Below are 16,681 nucleotides of genomic sequence, written 5' to 3' on the forward strand. Positions count from 1 at the left end.
TTGAGGCACGAACCCGGGAGTTGCCCCATCGCGTCTTTGATGGACGATGGGTCTGGGGACCGAACTTTCGTGAGGGGATCATGCGAGTCAGCCGTAACAAGGTAACGCCGCGAGCCGGACGGGCACACCCGCCGGCCCTGCGGGCGCTCGCAGCCGTCGCGCTCGCCGCCACGCTGACGTTCACCAGCGCCTGCACCGGTAGCGGCGGCGCACCCACCTGGCAGGGTGGGGCCGAACCCGAGCCGAGCCCGAAGGCCCAGGCGACCATCAGTGAGCCGGCCGCCGACGCCGCCGAGGTGCCAACCTCGACAGCCATCACGTTCGCCACCACCGAGGCGGTGGAGACCACCGTCGAGCTCACCGACGCCGCCGGCGACCCGGTAGCGGGCGAGGTCAACGCGGCCGGCACCGAATTTCTGCCGGCCGGCCAGCTCGAATACGACGCGGCGTACACCGCCACGGTGACGGTGACCGGTGACGACGGCAGGACCTCCACGGTCAGCCACGACTTCCGTACGATGGCACAGCCGCAGAACCAGGTCCGGGTCTCCAGCTTCCTTGGCGACGGCGCGGTGGTCGGGGTCGGCATGCCGCTGATCGTTCGGTTCAGCCGCAACATCCCCGAGGACTATCGCGACGACGTGCAGCGCCGGATGAGTGTGCAGAGCACACCGGTCCAGGAAGGGATCTGGCACTGGGTCAGCCCGACCGAGGTCCAGTACCGGCCGCGCGAGTTCTGGCAGGCCGGCACCGAGCTGTTCTACAAGGTGCAGGCCGGTGGTCTGCCGTTGGGTGACGGCTGGTACGGCCGCAACGACCTGACCGTGCAGGCCGAGATCGGTGCGGCGCTGGTCATGACCGTCGACAACGCCACCAAGAAGATGGTCGTCACCAAGGACGGCCAGGTGGTCAAACAGATCCCGGTCAGCCTCGGCAAGCCGAAGACGCCCTCCTCCAGCGGCACCATGGTGGTGATGGAGAAATTCACGGAGACCGTCTTCGACACCATGGAAGAGCTCGGTCCGGAGGAGGGTTACCGGATCGACATCGAGTACGCCCAGCGGCTGACCTGGGGTGGCGAGTTCATCCACGCCGCCCCGTGGTCCGTGGGCGACCAGGGCGTACGCAACGTGTCGCACGGCTGCGTCAACATGTCGATGGACAACGCCAAGTGGCTGTTCAACCAGACCAAGGTCGGCGACCCGATCACGGTCAAGGGCACCGAGCGTAAGATCGCCATCGGCAACGGCTGGACGGTGTGGAACCTCAGCTGGGACGACCTCGTGTCCAGCAGCGTCGTGCCGTACGAGCCGCCGGCCGCCGCGTCACCGGACGACGAGGACGAGGACAGCACCGGTTCGCCGGACGACGGCACCGGACAGAGCTCCAGCCCGGACCCGCAGGCCTGAGGTCGTCGGGCAGCGCGAGACGACACAGCTGACGAAGGGTCGGTCAGGATCAACCTGACCGACCCTGTCGATGTGGGGTGACTGAAGGGACTTGAACCCTCGACACCCGGGACCACAACCCGGTGCTCTACCTGCTGAGCTACAGCCACCAAGAACCTCACCCGGCGGATCGCCGTGCGCGGTGCCGACCAATGATAGCCCTATCGCAGCGCTTCACGTCGACAGGGTTCCCGCCGACACGTACCGGCCGGTGGCGCTGTCGTGGCGGGCCGGCTACAAGCCAGCGGCGATCGCCTTGGCCGCGTCGACGTCGGGGCCGGGCAGCGGCACGAAGATGGCGCGCCGGTAGTACTCCAGCTCCCGGATGCTCTCCTGGATGTCCGCCAGCGCCCGGTGCGACAGCCCCTTCGCCGGCTGGCCGAAATAGACCCGCGGGTACCAGCGCCGGCACAGCTCCTTGATCGACGACACGTCGATCATGCGGTAGTGCAGGTAGGCGTCGAGCCGCGGCATGTCCCGGGCGATGAAGCCCCGGTCGGTGGCGATCGAGTTGCCGCACAGCGGCGCGGTCCGCGGCTCCCGGACCAGGCCGGTCACGTACTCCAGAATATGGTCCTCCGCTTCGGCCAGGCTGACCGTCGAGCGGCGGACCGCGTCGGTGAGCCCCGACTTGGCGTGCATCTCGCGGACCACGTCCGGCATACCGGCGAGCGACTCCTCGTCGGCGTGGATCACCAGATCGATCCCCTCGCCGAGCACGTTGAGATCCGAGTCGGTGACCAGCGCCGCCACCTCGATGAGCGCGTCCTTGCCGAGATCGAGCCCGGTCATCTCACAGTCGATCCAGACAAGAAGATCAGTCACGCGGACAGCCTACGCGCCGCCGTCCAGCCGGCAGCTGATCACCGCGTACGGGTGTCCGGTTAGGCTCGCGGCGTGCCCGCCGACACCGCGCCCGACCGCGTCGCGTCACGCTCACCTGGACGGTACGTCGCGATGCGACGCATCGCGATCGTCACCGGGCTCAGCACCGCCGTGGTCACGGCCTTGATCTGGTACGGCAACCGGCACAACTTCTACGACCTGCGCATCTACCTCAGCGCCATGCGCTGGTGGGCGTCGGGCCGGCCGCTGTACGACTACGTGCAACCCGACCCGGTGCAGGGCGAGCTCTACTTCACCTATCCCCCGTTCACGGCGCTGCTGCTGCGCCCGTTCGCCGTGCTGCCCACCGGCGCCACCGCCACGATCTTCACCATCGGTACCCTGCTGGCCGTGGTGGTCACCACCCGCTGGCTGCTCGCCCCGGTCGCCCGCCGGCGCGGGCTGCCGGTGTGGTGGCTGGTCGGGCTGACCGTACCGCTGGTGGTGCTGATCGAACCGACCCGGGAGACGATCTTCCTCGGGCAGCTCAACATGCTGCTGGTGGTGCTGATCGTGGCAGACCTGCGGTACGCCGTACCGCGCGGGTCGCGCTGGGCCGGTGTCGGCATCGGCCTGGCCACGGCGATCAAGCTGTTCCCGGGGATCTTCATCGTCTATCTGCTGGCCACCCGGCGGTGGCGGGCAGCTCTGGTGTCCTGTCTCGCGGCGGCCGGCGCGACGCTGCTCGCGGCGGCGGTCGCGCCGGCCGAGTCGTGGCGGTTCTGGACCCACGAGTTGTGGAGCACCGAGCGGGTGGGTCGCACCGACTACACCGGCAACCAGTCGGTGCAGGGGCTGCTCGCTCGGCTGGTCGCGCCGGACGAGTCGCCCCGGCTGCTGTGGTTGGTCCTGGTCGTCGCGGTCGCCGGTTTCGGGCTGTGGCGGGCCGCCCGGGCGGCCCGGGCCGGCGACGAACTGGCCGGGTTGGCGTTGACCGGACTGGTCGGCGCGCTGATCGCCCCGATCACCTGGCCACACCATGTCTACTGGTTCGTACCGGCACTGATCGTGCTGGTCGACGCCGCCCTGCGGCCGGCGGACCGGGCCCGGTCCGCCGGCCTGCTGGCGCTGGCCGCGACGGTGTTCGCCGCGCTGGTATTCGGTGTGGTGTCGCTGATCGACTGGGGTCACGAGCTGGTGCCGACCGATGATCCGGTCACCTTCGGACTGCGCAACCTCTACGTGCTGGCCGCCGCGCTGCTGCTGGTCAGCCTGCCGACCCGCCGGACGCCGCCGGATCATCGGCCGACGCCGTCTGACCGGCCGGGGTCGCCGAAGAAGCCGGCGTCGGCGGAGCTGGCTCGGCGCGACGGGTCCGGATGAACGCCAGGCCACCGAGCAACAGCCCGCCGAGGCCGGCGAGCAGGCCGACGATGCCGGTACCGAGCGCCAGCCCCGATCCGGTTCCGGCATCCCCGGCGGCGGATTCCTCGCCGGCCGGTGACTCACCACCGGTCGCGGCCCCGTCCCCGGGACCGGTGCCGTCGCCGGCCGCCGGCTCGTCGGCGGCGGCGAGCACGGTGAGCAGGCTCGCCGGCGTGGCCGGCTCGTCCTGGCCGGGCACCGGCACCTCGATCCACCGTACGATGTTGCCGTCGGAGTAGGTCTGCAGCGACTTGAACACCATTTGGTCGACGTCGGGCAGCGGACCCATCATCGCGACGAACTCCTGGAACTCGCCGGGCTGGACGGCCGATTCCGGATCGTCGGCGGTCCACACGATCCGGGCGACGGCCTCGGTCACCTGGGCACCGTGCACCTCCATCGGCGGGTCCACCGGCTGCCGCTGGACACTGGCCGTCCAGCCGGCGACCGGCAGCAGCGTCACCGAGGCGACCGGGGCATCCTCCGGCAGCACGAGCTCCACCTGGGTGGTGCTGGCCGAGTCGCTCTCGTTCGGCACCTGGAACGCCAGGCGTGCGTAGTCGCCGGCGATGGCCTGTTCCGGGCTCACGGTGATGTGGGCCGCCACGGGAACGGCCGACCCGAAGACGCCGACGAGGACGGCCGCGCCGGTGAGTCCCACGGCGCGGGCCAGCGTGCGTCGGTGACGGAGCATGGAAGCACCCTCTCTAGTTGATCTCCACGGTGGTGGACACGGTAGCTTGGTCGATGTCGGAAATGCGGACCGTGATACGCAGTTCCCAGTCTCCCGCGGTCGGTAGGCTGATCTCCCCGGTGGCGTGGTTGTCGGTCAGCGGCAGCAGCGGAATCTCGATCGGCTCCACCCCCTCGGCGGGCAGCGCCGCGGTCGCCTGCCACTCGATCACCGGCTGTGGGCGGTTCTCGGGAGTGTAGGCGTACAGGTGGACCGAGTTGTTGCCCCGACGGGACGGATCGACCTCGACCTGCAACGAGTAGATGTCACTGGTGAGCGTGGCGGAGAAGTAGCCGCTGGTGGCCCGCAGGTCCTCGCCGATCGCGGTCCGTGCCGGGGTGGTCTGCACCAGCACCGAGGTGACCGCCAGTACCACCACGGTGACCGCCAGCTCCGCGATGACGGCCTGACGGACCCGGCCGGGCCGGCCGGCGGCGGTACGGTTGCGCACCAGTTGGCGCGAGTACGCCGCCACCGCGAGCACGACCACGAATAGGCTGATCTTGGTCAACAGCAACCGCCCGTACGTGGTGCTGATCAACGCCTCGAGCGTGCCGACCTCGATCAGTGCCTGCACCGTGCCGGCCAGCAGCAGCGTGCACACCGCCAGCGCGGCCCACCGCGACCAGATCGGCAGGATCGCGCCCAGTTCGCGTTCGTCGGCGCGGGGCAGCAGGAACACCGCCAGCATCACCAGGCCGCCCAGCCACACCGCCATGCCGGCCAGGTGGGCCGAGTCGACCACCACCGATACCGCCGGCACCGGCGACGCGGACGGATGACCGGCCAGCGGCCAGGTGAACGTCCCGACCACGGCAAGCACCCCGAGCAGGATCCGGTCGCTGCGGCCGTCGGCGCCGGCCAGGAACGGCCGCAGCAGCACCGCGGCGGCGGCCAGTACGCCGAGCCGGACCAGCAGTGCGGCGCCGAGACCGCTGCCGAGGACGTCCCGCAGCGCCGCGCCGTCGACGTCGGTCAGCCCACCCCCGGTGACGTACGGCGCCTGCAGCCAGATGCCGGCGACGGTCGCCGCCGCCAGCACCCCGAGCCCGGTCCAGGCCACCCGACCCGCACCGGTGCGCGACAGCCGGCGTGGCCAGAGCATGCTGAGCACCAGCGCCGGCCCGACGATCAGCATCAGGCCGGCGTACCCGAAGAACTTCGCGACCTGGACCAGAGTGCTGACCACCGGGTCGGTGTCGGCACCGGCGGATTCGTCGGTGGGCACCGCCGACGGGGCACCGACCGAGTAGGTGAACCCGCCGGAGACCGGATGGCCGTCGGCCGAAATCACCCGGTAACTGACCAGGTAGGTGCCACGGGAGGACTGCTGGTCCACCGTGATGATGACCACCGCGCCGTCGAAGACCGGCTCGCCCTGGTCGACCCGCTGGCCGTCGGGGGCGATAACCCGCACCCGGTCCGGCACCTCGCGGACCGACTCGGAGAAGGTGAGTACCACCTCGGCCGGCGCGTTGGGCAGCACCGAGTCCAGCACCGGGCTGGTGCTGACCAGGACGGCGTGCGCGCTGGCCGGCGCGGCGGGCAGCAGTACGGCGGGCAGCGCGGCCAGGAACAGGCCGGCGACGGCCGCGAGACGCGAGACCCATCGATTCGTTGCGGCAGTCATGTCGCATATGTTCGCCGGTCGGCCCGACCTACCGCGACCCGGCTCTCCCTCATCATCGATTGGTCGGGTGACGCAACCGTAAAGTTCCACCCGAATCAGTCACGAAAGCGACAGCCCCGCCGGAGTTCAGCCCCGGTATTCGCCCACCCCTGCCGCAGATGTGACGCAGACCATCCAAAAATCGGGTTTGATGTCATAACATCGTGGAACCCAACGTCGGATACGAAACGACTAATCAACCATGACAGGCAGCACGGGCGTGCGCTGGCCGACGCTCCAGCCGTGGCTCAGCACCGCCGTCCGCCTCGGCTTGGCCGCGGTCTGGCTGGTCGCCGGCGGTTCGAAGGTCACCGACCTGGCCGCCTCCGGCCGAGCCGTCAACGCGTACCAGATCTTCCCGTACGACCTGGCAATGATTGTCGGTGCCGCGTTGCCCTTCGTCGAGCTGGCCCTCGGCGCGCTCCTGGTCGCCGGACTGGCCACCCGATTGGCCGCCGGTGTCTCCGGCGCGCTACTGGTGATCTTCGTCGCCGGCATCTCCTCCGCTTGGACGCGCGGCCTGCGCATCGACTGCGGCTGCTTCGGCACCGGCGGCGAGCTCGCCGCCGGCCAGAACCCCGGCTACGGCCTGGAGATAGCCCGCGACCTGGCATTCCTCGTCCTGGCCGGATTCCTGCTGTGGTTCCCGCGCAGCCGGTTCTCGACAGATTCGCACCTGGACCGAATCCTTACATAGACCAGATTCCTTTCACAGATCGGCGGTGACGGCGATGAGCCGACGAGTTGAGCAGAAGAAGGCCGCCCGGGTGGTACGCGAGCAGCTCGCCCGGGAACGGCGGCGGCAACGGACCCTCTGGACCTCGGTCATCGCCGCGGTCGCGCTGGTCCTCGCCGGTCTGATCGGCTGGACCGTCTACCAGACCCAACGCAGCGACGGATACACCGCCCCGGCCGCGGCCGTCGCCGACGACACCGGCATCGCCAGCGGCGACGGGCCGGTCACCGTCGATCTCTATGCCGACTTCCTCTGTCCCGCCTGCCGCCAGTTCGAGGAGCAGGTCGGCCCGACCCTCGACCAGCTCGTCGACGATGGCAGTATCACCCTGGTGTTCCACCCCGTGGCCATCCTCGACCGGCTCAGCAGCACCGCGTACTCGACGCGGGCGGCCGCCGCGTCCGGCTGCGCGGCCGACGGCGGCACGTTCCACGAGTACGCCGCCGCACTCTACGAGCAGCAACCGGCCGAAGGCGGCCCCGGCCTGACCGACGAGCAGTTGATCGAGATCGGCACCGGAGTCGGACTCGACGCCACCAGCTTCGGCCAGTGCGTCCAGGACGGCACCTACCACAGCTGGCCGGAGCACGTCACCGAGCAGGCCAGCCGGGCTGGCGTCACCGGCACCCCGACCGTGCTGGTCGCCGGCGAACGGGTGACCAACAGTGCTGACGCGATCGTCGCCGCCGTGGAGGCGGCCGGCTGACCCATGCGCGTCACCGCCGTACTCATCACCGCCGCCGCGCTGCTGGCCGGCACCGCGACCCCGGCCGCGGCGCACGGCGCGGACGCGCCGGCAGCCACCGACTACCGGGTGAGCGTGACCGGGATCAGCCCGGCCGTCGACGGACTCACCGTACGGGTGATCGAGGCCGGCGCGCGCCTGGAACTCGCCAACCACACCGGCCGGCCGATCGAGGTGCTCGGCTACGGCGGCGAGCCGTATCTGGAAATCCGCCCGACCGGTGTGTTCGAGAACCTCCGCTCCCCCACCACCTACCAGAACCGGACGTTGGCCGGCGACACCGCCGTGCCCGACACAGCCGACCCGACCGCGCCACCGGCCTGGCAGCGGGTCAGCGACGAACCGGTGGCCCGCTGGCACGACCAGCGAACCTACTGGCTCGGCGACGCCCTGCCGGCCGCCGTACAGGCCGAGCCGGACCGCCCGCACCAGGTACGCCAGTGGAGTGTCCCGCTACGTGACGGGGTGACCCCGTTCGAGGTACGCGGCACGCTGGACTGGATCCCGCCACCCGACCCCTCGCTGTGGTGGGCCGGCACGCTGCTGGGTGCGGTGCTGCTGACCGCCGGCCTGCTCGCCGCCGACCGGCGTGGCCGCGACGCCGCCGGTCGGCGCTCAGCGGGCGGGCGGCCCACCGGTGCCGGGCGGCTCGCCGCCGGCCTGCTCGGCGCGGCCGGTCTGGTCGCCATCGGCTACGTCGTGGCCCGGGCGTTCGACGCCGGTGCCGCCGGCCCGCTGGAACTCGCGTCCGCGTTGGCCCGTGGCCCGGTGTGGGCGCTGCTGAGTGGTGTCGCCGCGGTGGCGGCGGCCGGCTACGCCGCCAGCCGCGCCGGCGGTGACTTCGGGCTTGCGCTCGCCGGCACCTGCCTGGCGATCTTCGCCGGTGCCGGCAACGCCGCCGTGTTCACCCGGGCGGTCGCTCCGGTGCCGGGGCCGGCGCTGTGGCCACGGCTCACCGTCGCCGCCGTTCTCGCCTGCGGTACGGCGGTGGCCGTCGCCGCCGTGCTACGGCTGCGGGCCAGGGTCCCCCGCGCCGGAGCCCCGCACCGTGGCGATCCGACGAGCGGCCAGTTGACGGACGGCGAGGTCCGGGTCGAAGCCGACCGGTAGTTCGAGCCGGTGCCGGGCAAGCAACTGTTCGTCGGACAGCAGCTGCGCGGTCGGGCCGTCGGCGACCACCCGTCCGGCGTCCAGGATCACCGAGCGCTCGCACAGCTCCAGCGCGTACGGCAGATCGTGGGTGACCATCAGGATCGTCACCGGCAGCCGGTGCAGGATCTGCGCGAGGTCCCGCCGGGCCGCCGGGTCGAGGTTCGACGACGGCTCGTCGAGCACCAGGATCTCCGGGCGCATGGCCAGCACGGTCGCCACCGCCACTCGCCGGCGCTGACCGAACGACAGGTGCTGTGGGACACGGTCACGGTGCTCGGACATGCCGACCGCGGCGAGCGCCTCGTCGACCCGGGCGGTGAGTTGGGCGCCGCGCAGGCCCAGGTTCGCCGGCCCGAAGGCGACGTCCTCGGCCACCGTCGACAGGAACAGCTGGTCGTCCGGATCCTGGAAGACGACGCCCACCCGGCGACGGATCTCGGCCAGGGTCGTCCGCCGGCCGTCCACGGTCAGCCCGGCGACGGTGACCCGCCCGCCGCCACCGGCCAGTACACCGTTGAGGTGCAGCACCAGGGTGGTCTTGCCCGCCCCGTTCGGGCCGAGCAACGCCACCCGGGCACCCTTGGGCACCGTCAGGTCCACTCCGCGCAGCGCCGAGTGGCCGTCCGGATATGCGAAGTGCAGATCGCGCACCTGCAGCGACGGCGGAACATGACTGCTGTCCCGGGTGTCCGCGGTGACCGCCGTCATCCCAGCACCGCAGCCACGGCGACGGCCGCGGCGGCCACCGGCAGTGCCCCGGCCGCCAGCCACTGGCCGGTGGACGCCACCGAGGCGGCCTGCCAGGCCGGTGGCATCCGGCCGGCGTACCCGCGCGAGACCATCGCCAGGTAGACCCGCTCGCCGCGTTCGAAGGCCCGCAGGAACAGCGCGCCGACGCCGGCGGCGAACCCACGCAGCTGCCACAGGAAGCGGGGATCGTCGCCGCGCGAGATGCGCGCGATACGCATCCGCCGCGCCTCACCGACCAGCACGTCCAGGTAGCGCAGCATGAACGCGGCGATCTGGGTGACGATCGCCGGGCAGCGCAACCGGTCCAGCCCGACCAGCAGGTCCCGGCTGGTGGTGGTCGCCGCCAGCAGCAGCGAGGCGAGCACCCCGAGAGTGCCCTTGGCCAGGATGTTCCAGCCGCCGTAGAGGCCCTCCACCGACAGGCGTACACCCGCGACGGTGACCTGCTCGCCGCCGGCGAGAAATGGCAGGGCGAAGGCGAAGACCACGAACGGCACCTCGATCAGTGACCGGCGGGCCAGCCAGCCGGCGGGCACCCGGGCGACCGCGGCGACCGCCGCGATCAGCACCGCGTACCCGCCGAAGGCCCACAGCTCCACGCGCGGCGTGGCCACCACCACGACGGTGAAGGCCAGCATCGCCGCGATCTTGACCTCTGGCGCCAGCCGGTGCACCGGGCCGTCACCGTCGCGGTGCAGCAGATGCGCGTGTCCTGCGCCCATCCCGGCAGGCTACTCGGCGCCGACCGGCCCGCCCGGCGGCCCGCCGGCCGCGGCCGACTCTGCGGCCTGTCGGCGGCCCCGCGACAGCCAGAACAGGCCGCCGGCGACCGCGAAGGTGAGCAGCACCCCGACGACGCCCGCGACGGCGGTACCAAGGAACTCGTTGTCCAGTGCGGTCAGACCGTAGTCGGCGAACGGACTGTCGGCCAGTTCGTGGTCCTCGGCACCGAGCGCCATGCAGCTGCCGCCGACGATCTCCTCGTTCTCGTCGAGCACGCAGCCCTTGGTCGAGGCCGAGTCGAGCCCGTCCGGTGAGCCGGACGCGAAGTTGCTCACCACTGCGGCGAGCAGCAGCGAGACCAGCAGGCCGGCGAGCAGGAATCCGGTGTTGCGCTTCATGCCGCACCTCCGGCGGGGACGTTCCGGCTGCTGGCGGCACCGGCGGCGGGCCGCAGCCCGCGTAGGGCGTACACCAGGTCTGGGCGGGTCCTGGCGACGGTGACCACGGTGACCGCGGCGATCAGCCCTTCGCCGACGCCGATCAGGACATGGGTACCGACCATCGTGGCCAGCACCTGCCCGAGGCCGACGTCCTGCAGCTGGGTGGTGCCGCCGAGGGCGTACTGCAGGACGAAGCTCAGCGCGGCGGCCACCACGCTGACCACGGAGGCGACGAAGGCGGTCACGGCCAGCCCGGTCGGGTTGCGCGGCAGCACCCGCAGCAGCACGAAGATCAGCCCGTACGCGGCGGCGGTGCCGACCAGAGCCATGTTGGTGATGTTCGGGCCGATCGCGGTGACCCCGCCATCGGCGAACACCAGCGCCTGCACGATCAGCACGATCGACACACACAGTGCGCCGACCCATGGCCCGACCAGCAGCGCGGCGAGCGCGCCGCCGAGCAGGTGGCCGCTGACCCCGGGCAGCACCGGGAAGTTCAGCATCTGGACGGCGAAAATGAAGGCGGCGACCAGCCCGGCCATCGGGGCGAGCCGGTCGTCGAGGTCGCGGCGGCCGCGAGCCACGCAGTACGCGAAGCCCACTGCGGCGATCACCGCGTAACTGATCGCTACGGGGCCGTTGAGCACCCCGTTCTGGATGTGGAGTGCGAGGGGGTCCACGAGGTTCCTCCGAAGCTGGGAGTCCGAGGGGTCGCGTGACCAGCCTATTTCGGTGTCGGTGCTCTTGCATAGAGGATGCAACTAGCCAGCCGTGGCGACACGGCCGGCCCACGGCCGGCCCACTGCCGGCCGGTAGGCTCCCTCGCATGACCGCTGCTTCGTCCGCTGGCCCCGTCCGCCTCGTACCAGGGGATCCGGCCCCGGATTTCACCCTGCCGACCGACACCGGTGACCAGTTGTCCCTCAAGGAGCTACGCGGACGCAACGTCGTGCTGTACGCGTACCCGGCGGCGATGACGCCCGGCTGTACCAAGCAAGCATGTGATTTCCGCGACTCGCTGGCGTCGCTGCAGGCCGCCGGCTACGAGGTGGTGGGCATCTCGCCGGACGAACCGAGCAAACTGGCTCAGTTCCGGGAGCGCGACGGCCTCACCTTCCCGCTGGTCGCCGACCAGGACAAGACGGTGCTCACCGCGTACGGCGCTTACGGCGAGAAGCAGCTGTACGGCCGGACCGTCACCGGCGTGATCCGGTCGACCTTCGTCATCGACCCGGACGGGCGGATCACCAAGGCGCTCTACAACGTCAAGGCCACCGGCCACGTCGCCAAGCTGCGCCGCGACCTCGGCCTGGACTGAGTGAGCCCAGCTGTTATCAGACCAACCGGCCGTTAGCCTACGATCGACGCCAATGTCATACCGGCCCGCTAGCCTCCAGCCATGCGTTATTCACCGGAGCTGCTGCGGCAGGCCGTCGAGCAATCCTCGAACATGTGCGCTGTACTACGCTTTCTCGGGCTGCCCATCAATGGCGGTTCGCATGCGCACCTGCGGCGGCGGATCGACGCCCTCGGCATCGACCGATCCCACTTCACAGGTCCGGTGGCCAGTGGCAGTTCACGGCGCCGTCGCAGGGCCGACGAGGTACTGGTGCTACGTGCTCCCGAGCGGCGCCGCGCACACCCTGACATCCTGCGTCGCTCGCTTACCGAACTCGGCGTACCGATGGTGTGTTCGGAGTGCGGCACCGGCGAGCAGTGGAACGGACGACCACTGACCCTGCAGGTCGATCATGTTGACGGACGATTCTGGGACTGTCGGCCGGAGAACCTTAGGCTGTTGTGTCCGAACTGCCACACCCAGACAGCCAACTACGCCGGGCGCAATCGACAACGCCCGCTCGCCACGAAGCCGATCACACAACCGGCTCCAGCGCTGCCACCCAGAACGGGTAAACCGGTAAATGTCTCAGCGGTGTTACGTCAGGTCGACGATGGTCTGCTCGGCGTCTCTGCGGCAGCCCGGTTGATCGGATGCCACCGTAACCATGTGTACCGACTACGGCACAGAATGGCAGCCGAATCCGCCGGCCATCCACGTCAACGGCGCGGTCGAGCAGCCGCTCATCGCGATCGGGTAATCGCATTCGCTCTCGACAACCCAGATCTGGGGCCAAAGCGTCTCGCGCGTGAGCTACGTGCCGCCGGCCCGAGAGGCTGCGTGATCAGTCACGGGTCGGTCACTCGCATTCTGCAATCGGCAAAGCTCTCCACCATCTCGGCGCGTCGCGCTGCGGCTGCGGCTGCGGCTCAGCATGGCCAAGATCACCGCGACAGGGCAGGCCGGGAGGGCAGTGGCCACTGGGACACTCTAGACTCGGTCGAGTCGGCGGGAGTGGCGTAATGGCAGCCGCGGCAGGTTTAGGTCCTGTTGTCCGGAAGGACGTGGGGGTTCGACTCCCCCCTCCCGCACTTCCGGGGGCTCTCGCTCCACGGTGCCGGGCTGGGTTGATCGCATCAGCCGCCGGATTGCCTGGTCGTCCCCGATTTACGCCCGAACCGGATATCCCGGCGTCGGCATCGCCGCAGGTGACTGTGGGTCACGGCTATGGTCCGGGGCAGCCGAGCTACTGACGATGCTCCGAGGCTGCAACGAGATCCATAATCCACCGGTGCAGTTCGAACTTGACCCACCACTCGACGCTGGCCTACGCGAGCGAGTGATCGCCATCTGGACGGACGCCACCAACGCCGGAGGGGCGGTCGGGTTCGTCGCTCCGGTGACCGCCGACCGGGTGCGCCCGACCGCCGAGGACACGTTCGCCGCGGTCGCGGCCGGCGTCGACCGGCTGCTCGTCGGCTACGACGCGGCCGGGCTGGCGGCGTTCGTCTTCATCACCAGCAACCGGTTCGACCTCAAGGAGCACTGGCGAGTGCTCAAGCGGGTGGTGGTCGCACCGGACCGGCAGGGCCGCGGCTACGGCACGGCTCTGATGGCCGAGGCGGAGCGGGTCGCCCGGCAGATGGGTCTCGCGGCGCTCCAGGTCACCGTCCGGGACGGGCACGGCCTGCCCGCGTTCTACCAACGGTGCGGCTACCGGGAGGTGGGTCGGCTACCCGGCGCGCTACGGGTGGCCGACGGTGACGACCGCGACGAGATCATCATGTGGCGCGACCTCGACTGACGGCGCCGGGAGCGGCGCGGACCGGCGTGTTCGACCGCCGGCCCGACCTGCGGCAACAGGTGTACTTAGGTTCTCTGACGCCCACACTGATCGTGCGATGGTCCGGCGACGCTCCCCCGGCTACCACTGCTGTCGGCGGCACCGGAGGGTGCCGACGCGCCGGGCGTGGCCGCCCCGGTGGCCGCTGCCGGTGGGCCGGTCGCCGGGACCCCGGTGGGCGGCGCGGCGGACGGCGCCGGTCGCGGTTCCCCGCCGGGGCCGGAGTCGCCAGAGCCGGAGCCAGTGCCGGAACCGGCGTCGGCGTCGGCGTCGGCGTCGGCTGAGCCAGTGTCGGCCGAGCCGGACCCACCCGAGGCGGAACCCGAACCGGCAGCACCGGCACCGGCGCCGTACAGCCGTACGTCGGTGGTCTGCACCTGCTCCGGCGCCATCCGGATGCCGGACGCGACCGCCTGGTTGCCGTACACGTCGGTGACCCGCAGGGTGTACGGGCCGGGCCCGAGGCCGTCGTCGGCGAGCCAGTAGTTGTAGTCCTGCCGGACCAGCGTGCGCCAGCCGGACCCGATCCGAGCCTGTACCGAGGCGAGTGGGTTGCCGTGGTCGGTGACCCGCACCGCGAACCACCACTGCGAGGCGCCTTCCTTGATCCGGAAGGCGAGCGGGCCGACCGGCGGGTCGACCACGGCGCGGTAGCTGACCGGGACGATCCCCTGGACCGGGTCGGCGATGCGGGCGAACGCCTCCCGGGACAGGTCGATATGCCCGGTCGGGCACTCCGGGCACTGATCCATGACGATGACCCGTACGCTGCCACGCGGCCCGGTGACGTCGAGGTAGCCGCCGCAGGCCGCCGCTGCAGCGTACTCGTTCGGGCCGAGCGCCACGTACATCCGGTTGGTCGGCGCGGAGCCGAACGAGCAGTTGCCACCCTGTCCCTGCGAGTCGTAGAAGGTTGCCTTGCCCTGGTGAGTGGTGCCACCCACCGGCGGCGCGGCGCAGGCCGGCGCGGCACCGACCTGGGCGGTCAGCGCCAGGCCGAGGGCCGCTGCGGCGGCGGCCGCGCCGCAGCCGGCGAGCCACCGGGTCCAGCGGATCGGCACCCGGTGGCCGCCGCGACGCCATATCGAGGGCCGGTCGCTGGTCGCGTCGTCGGTCACGAACGGTGATGCTGCCCGATGGCGGTACGGCAGAGCAATGGTCCTAAGTGAGACCTAAGGGTGATTCTGGGTGAACCGGGTCACCGGTGGCGATCGGGCCACCCGTTTCCGGAATGATGTTGACCCCGAACAGGACCTTACCGGCGACCCGGCGGTGCCGGGCGAGGATTCGCAGCGGCTGCTCGCCGCGTTCGCCGGTGTCCTGGTCGGTGGTGGTGACCACGCAGCGGGCACAGGACTTGGCCACCCGGAAGGTGACGGCACCGATCCGCAGCCGGGTGCCCAGCCAGGTGTCCTCGGCCCACGGCTCGACACCGGCGACGACGATGTTGGGCCGGAGGCGGTCCATCGGCAGCGGCACGGCCGGGTCGCCGGTCTCGGCGAGCCAGCCGTTGAGCATGTCGAGGGAGGCGGTGTTGGTCAGCAGCAGCGGGTAACCGTCGGCGAAGCTGACCACGTCGCCCGGGTGGCCGTGGATCGGGTCGACGGCGCGGGCGGTCGGGTCGGCGAGCCAGACCAGCCGGGCGGGCCGGCCGAGCAGGTCGCCGAGCCAGTCCGTGGCGGCGTCGCCGGCGAGCCGGGCCGGGACCGGGTCCATGTTCCGGAAGACCCGGACCGGCACCGGTCGGCCGTCGACCGGTTCCGGCACGTCGAGCGCGGGCCGGCCGACAGCGCGCAGGACGAGCCGGCCGGGTGCGGTCCGGGGGTGGATGGTGACCAGGCGCGGGGTGGTGCGCTGGGTGAGGCCGACACCCTCCGGGTCGATGATCATCCAGCGGCGGTCGCCGGCCAGACCCCAGGGTTCGACCCGGGCGTCGGCGTGGTCGAGCCGGCGGCACCCCTTGACCGGGTACGTGTGCAGCGCGGCGACCCTGGCGCCGGTCACCAGGCCAGGCCGATCCCGTCGCCGACGTACCAGTGCCGGGCCGGGGTCTCCCGGTAGGCGAGGAACTTGCGCCCGGTGCGTTCGGCGTATTCGGCGAGCACGTTGGTGCTGGTGGCGTTGTCGGTGAGCAGCATGGCACCGGAGGCGAGGTGGGCCTCGACGGCTTCGAACTCGCGTCGCTCGTGCGCGGAGCTGTGGTCGCTGTCGTGCAGGAACAGGTCGACCGGCCGGTCCAGCGCGCCGATGCTGGCGATCGAGTCGCCGATCACCAGGTCGACCACCGTGGACCAGGGTTCGGCCTTGGCCAGGTAGCCGGCTTCGGGGTTGATGTCCAGGCTGGTGACCCGGCCGGGGTGGCCCTCGGCGGTGTTACGCAGCAGGGCGGCGGCCAGGACGCAGCTGCCGAGTCCCTTGTCGACGCCGGTTTCCACGATGTGCCCGGGGCGGCGGGCCCGGACGATGGCGTACCAGCCGATCCGGCGGGCGTAGCGGACGGTGCGGTCGGCGAGGCCACGGCGGGCCGCGGTGGCGGTGGTGGTCTCGATGTGCCGGCGCAGCTCCTGGTCGGACTCGATCTCGTCGAGATACGCCTTGACCTGCTTGACCGGCACGTCACAGGTGATCGCGACGAACCAGGCGAGGTGTTCGCGGCTGAGCCGGGTCAGGTCGTACGTGTAGTTGTGGTGCTCGCGGGAGGTGAACAGCCAGCGGGCGGAGGTCCTGAGGACCTGCGCGTCGTGGCGGGCCACCCGCAGCATCCGGGTGGGGAAGGCGGCCACCGGGGCGAGCGGGGTACGGGCCAGGGTGCGACGGAGCCTCGTGCGATCCACGGGCTGGTTTCTACCACAC

At 71.1% G+C, this 16,681-nt stretch carries 17 protein-coding genes, 2 tRNA genes and 1 pseudogene; 9 read left to right on the forward strand and 11 right to left on the reverse strand.

Annotated elements, in window-relative coordinates; translation table 11 throughout:
• Nucleotides 1-80: 80 nt before the first annotated feature.
• Nucleotides 81-1,409, forward strand: coding sequence for an Ig-like domain-containing protein (locus tag ACN27F_RS10770; RefSeq protein ID WP_421433091.1), 1,329 nt, complete (start codon nt 81-83; stop codon nt 1,407-1,409).
• Between the two features lie 73 nt (nt 1,410-1,482).
• Here ACN27F_RS10770 and ACN27F_RS10775 read toward each other — a convergent pair.
• Nucleotides 1,483-1,558, reverse strand: a tRNA-His gene (locus tag ACN27F_RS10775).
• A gap of 124 nt (nt 1,559-1,682) precedes the next feature.
• Nucleotides 1,683-2,240 (reverse strand): oligoribonuclease, encoded by a 558-nt coding sequence (orn, locus tag ACN27F_RS10780; protein ID WP_421440096.1) that lies wholly within the window; start codon nt 2,238-2,240, stop codon nt 1,683-1,685.
• A 105-nt stretch (nt 2,241-2,345) separates the two neighbouring features.
• On the opposite strand from orn, the gene ACN27F_RS10785 reads away from it, so the two are divergent.
• Nucleotides 2,346-3,656, forward strand: coding sequence for a glycosyltransferase 87 family protein (locus ACN27F_RS10785; RefSeq protein WP_421433093.1), 1,311 nt, complete (start codon nt 2,346-2,348; stop codon nt 3,654-3,656).
• On the opposite strand, the gene ACN27F_RS10790 is transcribed toward ACN27F_RS10785, so the two are convergent.
• Nucleotides 3,541-4,392, reverse strand: a complete 852-nt coding sequence (locus tag ACN27F_RS10790) for a YcnI family protein (protein WP_421433094.1) — start codon at nt 4,390-4,392, stop codon at nt 3,541-3,543. The genes ACN27F_RS10785 and ACN27F_RS10790 overlap by 116 nt on opposite strands.
• Before the next feature lie 13 nt (nt 4,393-4,405).
• Nucleotides 4,406-6,070 carry a copper resistance CopC/CopD family protein gene (locus ACN27F_RS10795; protein ID WP_421440098.1) on the reverse strand — a complete coding sequence of 555 codons (1,665 nt, stop codon included), beginning with the start codon at nt 6,068-6,070 and terminating at the stop codon, nt 4,406-4,408.
• 232 nt (nt 6,071-6,302) lie between these two features.
• Here ACN27F_RS10795 and ACN27F_RS10800 point away from each other — a divergent pair, with 232 nt between their 5' ends.
• The 3 genes from ACN27F_RS10800 to ACN27F_RS10810 are packed head-to-tail and all read left to right on the forward strand — an operon-like array spanning nt 6,303 to nt 8,691.
• Nucleotides 6,303-6,797, forward strand: a complete 495-nt coding sequence (locus ACN27F_RS10800; protein WP_421433096.1) for a MauE/DoxX family redox-associated membrane protein — start codon at nt 6,303-6,305, stop codon at nt 6,795-6,797.
• Between the two features lie 34 nt (nt 6,798-6,831).
• Nucleotides 6,832-7,542 carry a DsbA family protein gene (locus ACN27F_RS10805; protein WP_421433098.1) on the forward strand — a complete coding sequence of 237 codons (711 nt, stop codon included), beginning with the start codon at nt 6,832-6,834 and terminating at the stop codon, nt 7,540-7,542.
• Between the two features lie 3 nt (nt 7,543-7,545).
• Entirely contained in the window at nt 7,546-8,691 is a 1,146-nt protein-coding gene (locus tag ACN27F_RS10810) for a hypothetical protein (RefSeq protein WP_421433100.1), read from the forward strand.
• Here ACN27F_RS10810 and ACN27F_RS10815 read toward each other — a convergent pair.
• From ACN27F_RS10815 to ACN27F_RS10830, 4 genes and pseudogenes are all read right to left on the reverse strand, one after another.
• Nucleotides 8,671-9,441, reverse strand: a pseudogene (locus ACN27F_RS10815) (energy-coupling factor ABC transporter ATP-binding protein); the annotation flags it as partial. The gene ACN27F_RS10810 and the pseudogene ACN27F_RS10815 sit on opposite strands and share 21 nt — an antisense overlap.
• Nucleotides 9,438-10,205 carry a cobalt ECF transporter T component CbiQ gene (gene cbiQ / locus ACN27F_RS10820; RefSeq protein ID WP_421433102.1) on the reverse strand — a complete coding sequence of 256 codons (768 nt, stop codon included), beginning with the start codon at nt 10,203-10,205 and terminating at the stop codon, nt 9,438-9,440. The gene cbiQ and the pseudogene ACN27F_RS10815, both read right to left, overlap by 4 nt.
• Nucleotides 10,206-10,214: 9 nt before the next feature.
• Nucleotides 10,215-10,604, reverse strand: coding sequence for a PDGLE domain-containing protein (locus ACN27F_RS10825; RefSeq protein ID WP_421433104.1), 390 nt, complete (start codon nt 10,602-10,604; stop codon nt 10,215-10,217).
• Nucleotides 10,601-11,326, reverse strand: coding sequence for an energy-coupling factor ABC transporter permease (locus tag ACN27F_RS10830; protein ID WP_421433106.1), 726 nt, complete (start codon nt 11,324-11,326; stop codon nt 10,601-10,603). The genes ACN27F_RS10825 and ACN27F_RS10830 overlap by 4 nt, the downstream gene beginning before the upstream one ends.
• Before the next feature lie 146 nt (nt 11,327-11,472).
• Between ACN27F_RS10830 and bcp the strand changes: the two genes are divergently transcribed.
• The 4 genes from bcp to ACN27F_RS10850 all read left to right on the forward strand — a co-directional run bounded on the left by bcp (nt 11,473) and on the right by ACN27F_RS10850 (nt 13,789).
• Entirely contained in the window at nt 11,473-11,964 is a 492-nt protein-coding gene (bcp, locus tag ACN27F_RS10835; RefSeq protein WP_421433108.1) for a thioredoxin-dependent thiol peroxidase, read from the forward strand.
• A gap of 366 nt (nt 11,965-12,330) precedes the next feature.
• On the forward strand, nt 12,331-13,008 hold the full coding sequence (locus ACN27F_RS10840) for a helix-turn-helix domain-containing protein (protein ID WP_421440100.1): 678 nt from the start codon (nt 12,331-12,333) through the stop codon (nt 13,006-13,008).
• Nucleotides 12,994-13,076 (forward strand) — tRNA-Leu (locus tag ACN27F_RS10845). Before ACN27F_RS10840 ends, ACN27F_RS10845 begins: the two co-directional genes overlap by 15 nt.
• 164 nt (nt 13,077-13,240) lie before the next feature.
• Nucleotides 13,241-13,789 carry a GNAT family N-acetyltransferase gene (locus ACN27F_RS10850; protein ID WP_421433110.1) on the forward strand — a complete coding sequence of 183 codons (549 nt, stop codon included), beginning with the start codon at nt 13,241-13,243 and terminating at the stop codon, nt 13,787-13,789.
• 65 nt (nt 13,790-13,854) lie between these two features.
• Here ACN27F_RS10850 and ACN27F_RS10855 read toward each other — a convergent pair whose 3' ends face one another.
• Genes ACN27F_RS10855 through ACN27F_RS10865 form a run of 3 tightly spaced genes read right to left on the reverse strand, consistent with a single transcriptional unit; the run spans nt 13,855 to nt 16,662 of the window.
• Nucleotides 13,855-14,946: an expansin EXLX1 family cellulose-binding protein gene (locus ACN27F_RS10855; RefSeq protein ID WP_421433111.1), complete on the reverse strand. Its 1,092-nt coding sequence runs from the start codon at nt 14,944-14,946 to the stop codon at nt 13,855-13,857.
• Nucleotides 14,947-14,989: 43 nt separating this feature from the next.
• Complete coding sequence (locus tag ACN27F_RS10860; RefSeq protein ID WP_421433113.1) at nt 14,990-15,832, reverse strand: MOSC domain-containing protein; 843 nt, start codon at nt 15,830-15,832, stop codon at nt 14,990-14,992.
• Nucleotides 15,829-16,662, reverse strand: coding sequence for a class I SAM-dependent methyltransferase (locus tag ACN27F_RS10865; protein ID WP_421433115.1), 834 nt, complete (start codon nt 16,660-16,662; stop codon nt 15,829-15,831). Before ACN27F_RS10865 ends, ACN27F_RS10860 begins: the two co-directional genes overlap by 4 nt.
• Nucleotides 16,663-16,681: the final 19 nt, after the last annotated feature.

Origin of the sequence: Solwaraspora sp. WMMB335, from assembly GCF_049179075.1 — a bacterium.
Lineage (GTDB): Bacteria > Actinomycetota > Actinomycetes > Mycobacteriales > Micromonosporaceae > Micromonospora_E.

Excerpts from the sequence above, each read along its gene's own strand:
- ACN27F_RS10825 (WP_421433104.1), bottom strand. The coding sequence starts at position 10,604 with ATGAAGCGCAACACCGGATTCCTGCTCGCCGGCCTGCTGGTCTCGCTG.
- ACN27F_RS10770 (WP_421433091.1), top strand. The coding sequence starts at position 81 with ATGCGAGTCAGCCGTAACAAGGTAACGCCGCGAGCCGGACGGGCACAC.
- ACN27F_RS10800 (WP_421433096.1), top strand. The coding sequence starts at position 6,303 with ATGACAGGCAGCACGGGCGTGCGCTGGCCGACGCTCCAGCCGTGGCTC.
- bcp (WP_421433108.1), top strand. The coding sequence starts at position 11,473 with ATGACCGCTGCTTCGTCCGCTGGCCCCGTCCGCCTCGTACCAGGGGAT.
- ACN27F_RS10840 (WP_421440100.1), top strand. The coding sequence starts at position 12,331 with ATGGTGTGTTCGGAGTGCGGCACCGGCGAGCAGTGGAACGGACGACCA.
- orn (WP_421440096.1), bottom strand. The coding sequence starts at position 2,240 with ATGACCGGGCTCGATCTCGGCAAGGACGCGCTCATCGAGGTGGCGGCG.
- ACN27F_RS10805 (WP_421433098.1), top strand. The coding sequence starts at position 6,832 with ATGAGCCGACGAGTTGAGCAGAAGAAGGCCGCCCGGGTGGTACGCGAG.
- ACN27F_RS10850 (WP_421433110.1), top strand. The coding sequence starts at position 13,241 with ATGCTCCGAGGCTGCAACGAGATCCATAATCCACCGGTGCAGTTCGAA.
- cbiQ (WP_421433102.1), bottom strand. The coding sequence starts at position 10,205 with ATGGGCGCAGGACACGCGCATCTGCTGCACCGCGACGGTGACGGCCCG.
- ACN27F_RS10810 (WP_421433100.1), top strand. The coding sequence starts at position 7,546 with ATGCGCGTCACCGCCGTACTCATCACCGCCGCCGCGCTGCTGGCCGGC.
- ACN27F_RS10790 (WP_421433094.1), bottom strand. The coding sequence starts at position 4,392 with ATGCTCCGTCACCGACGCACGCTGGCCCGCGCCGTGGGACTCACCGGC.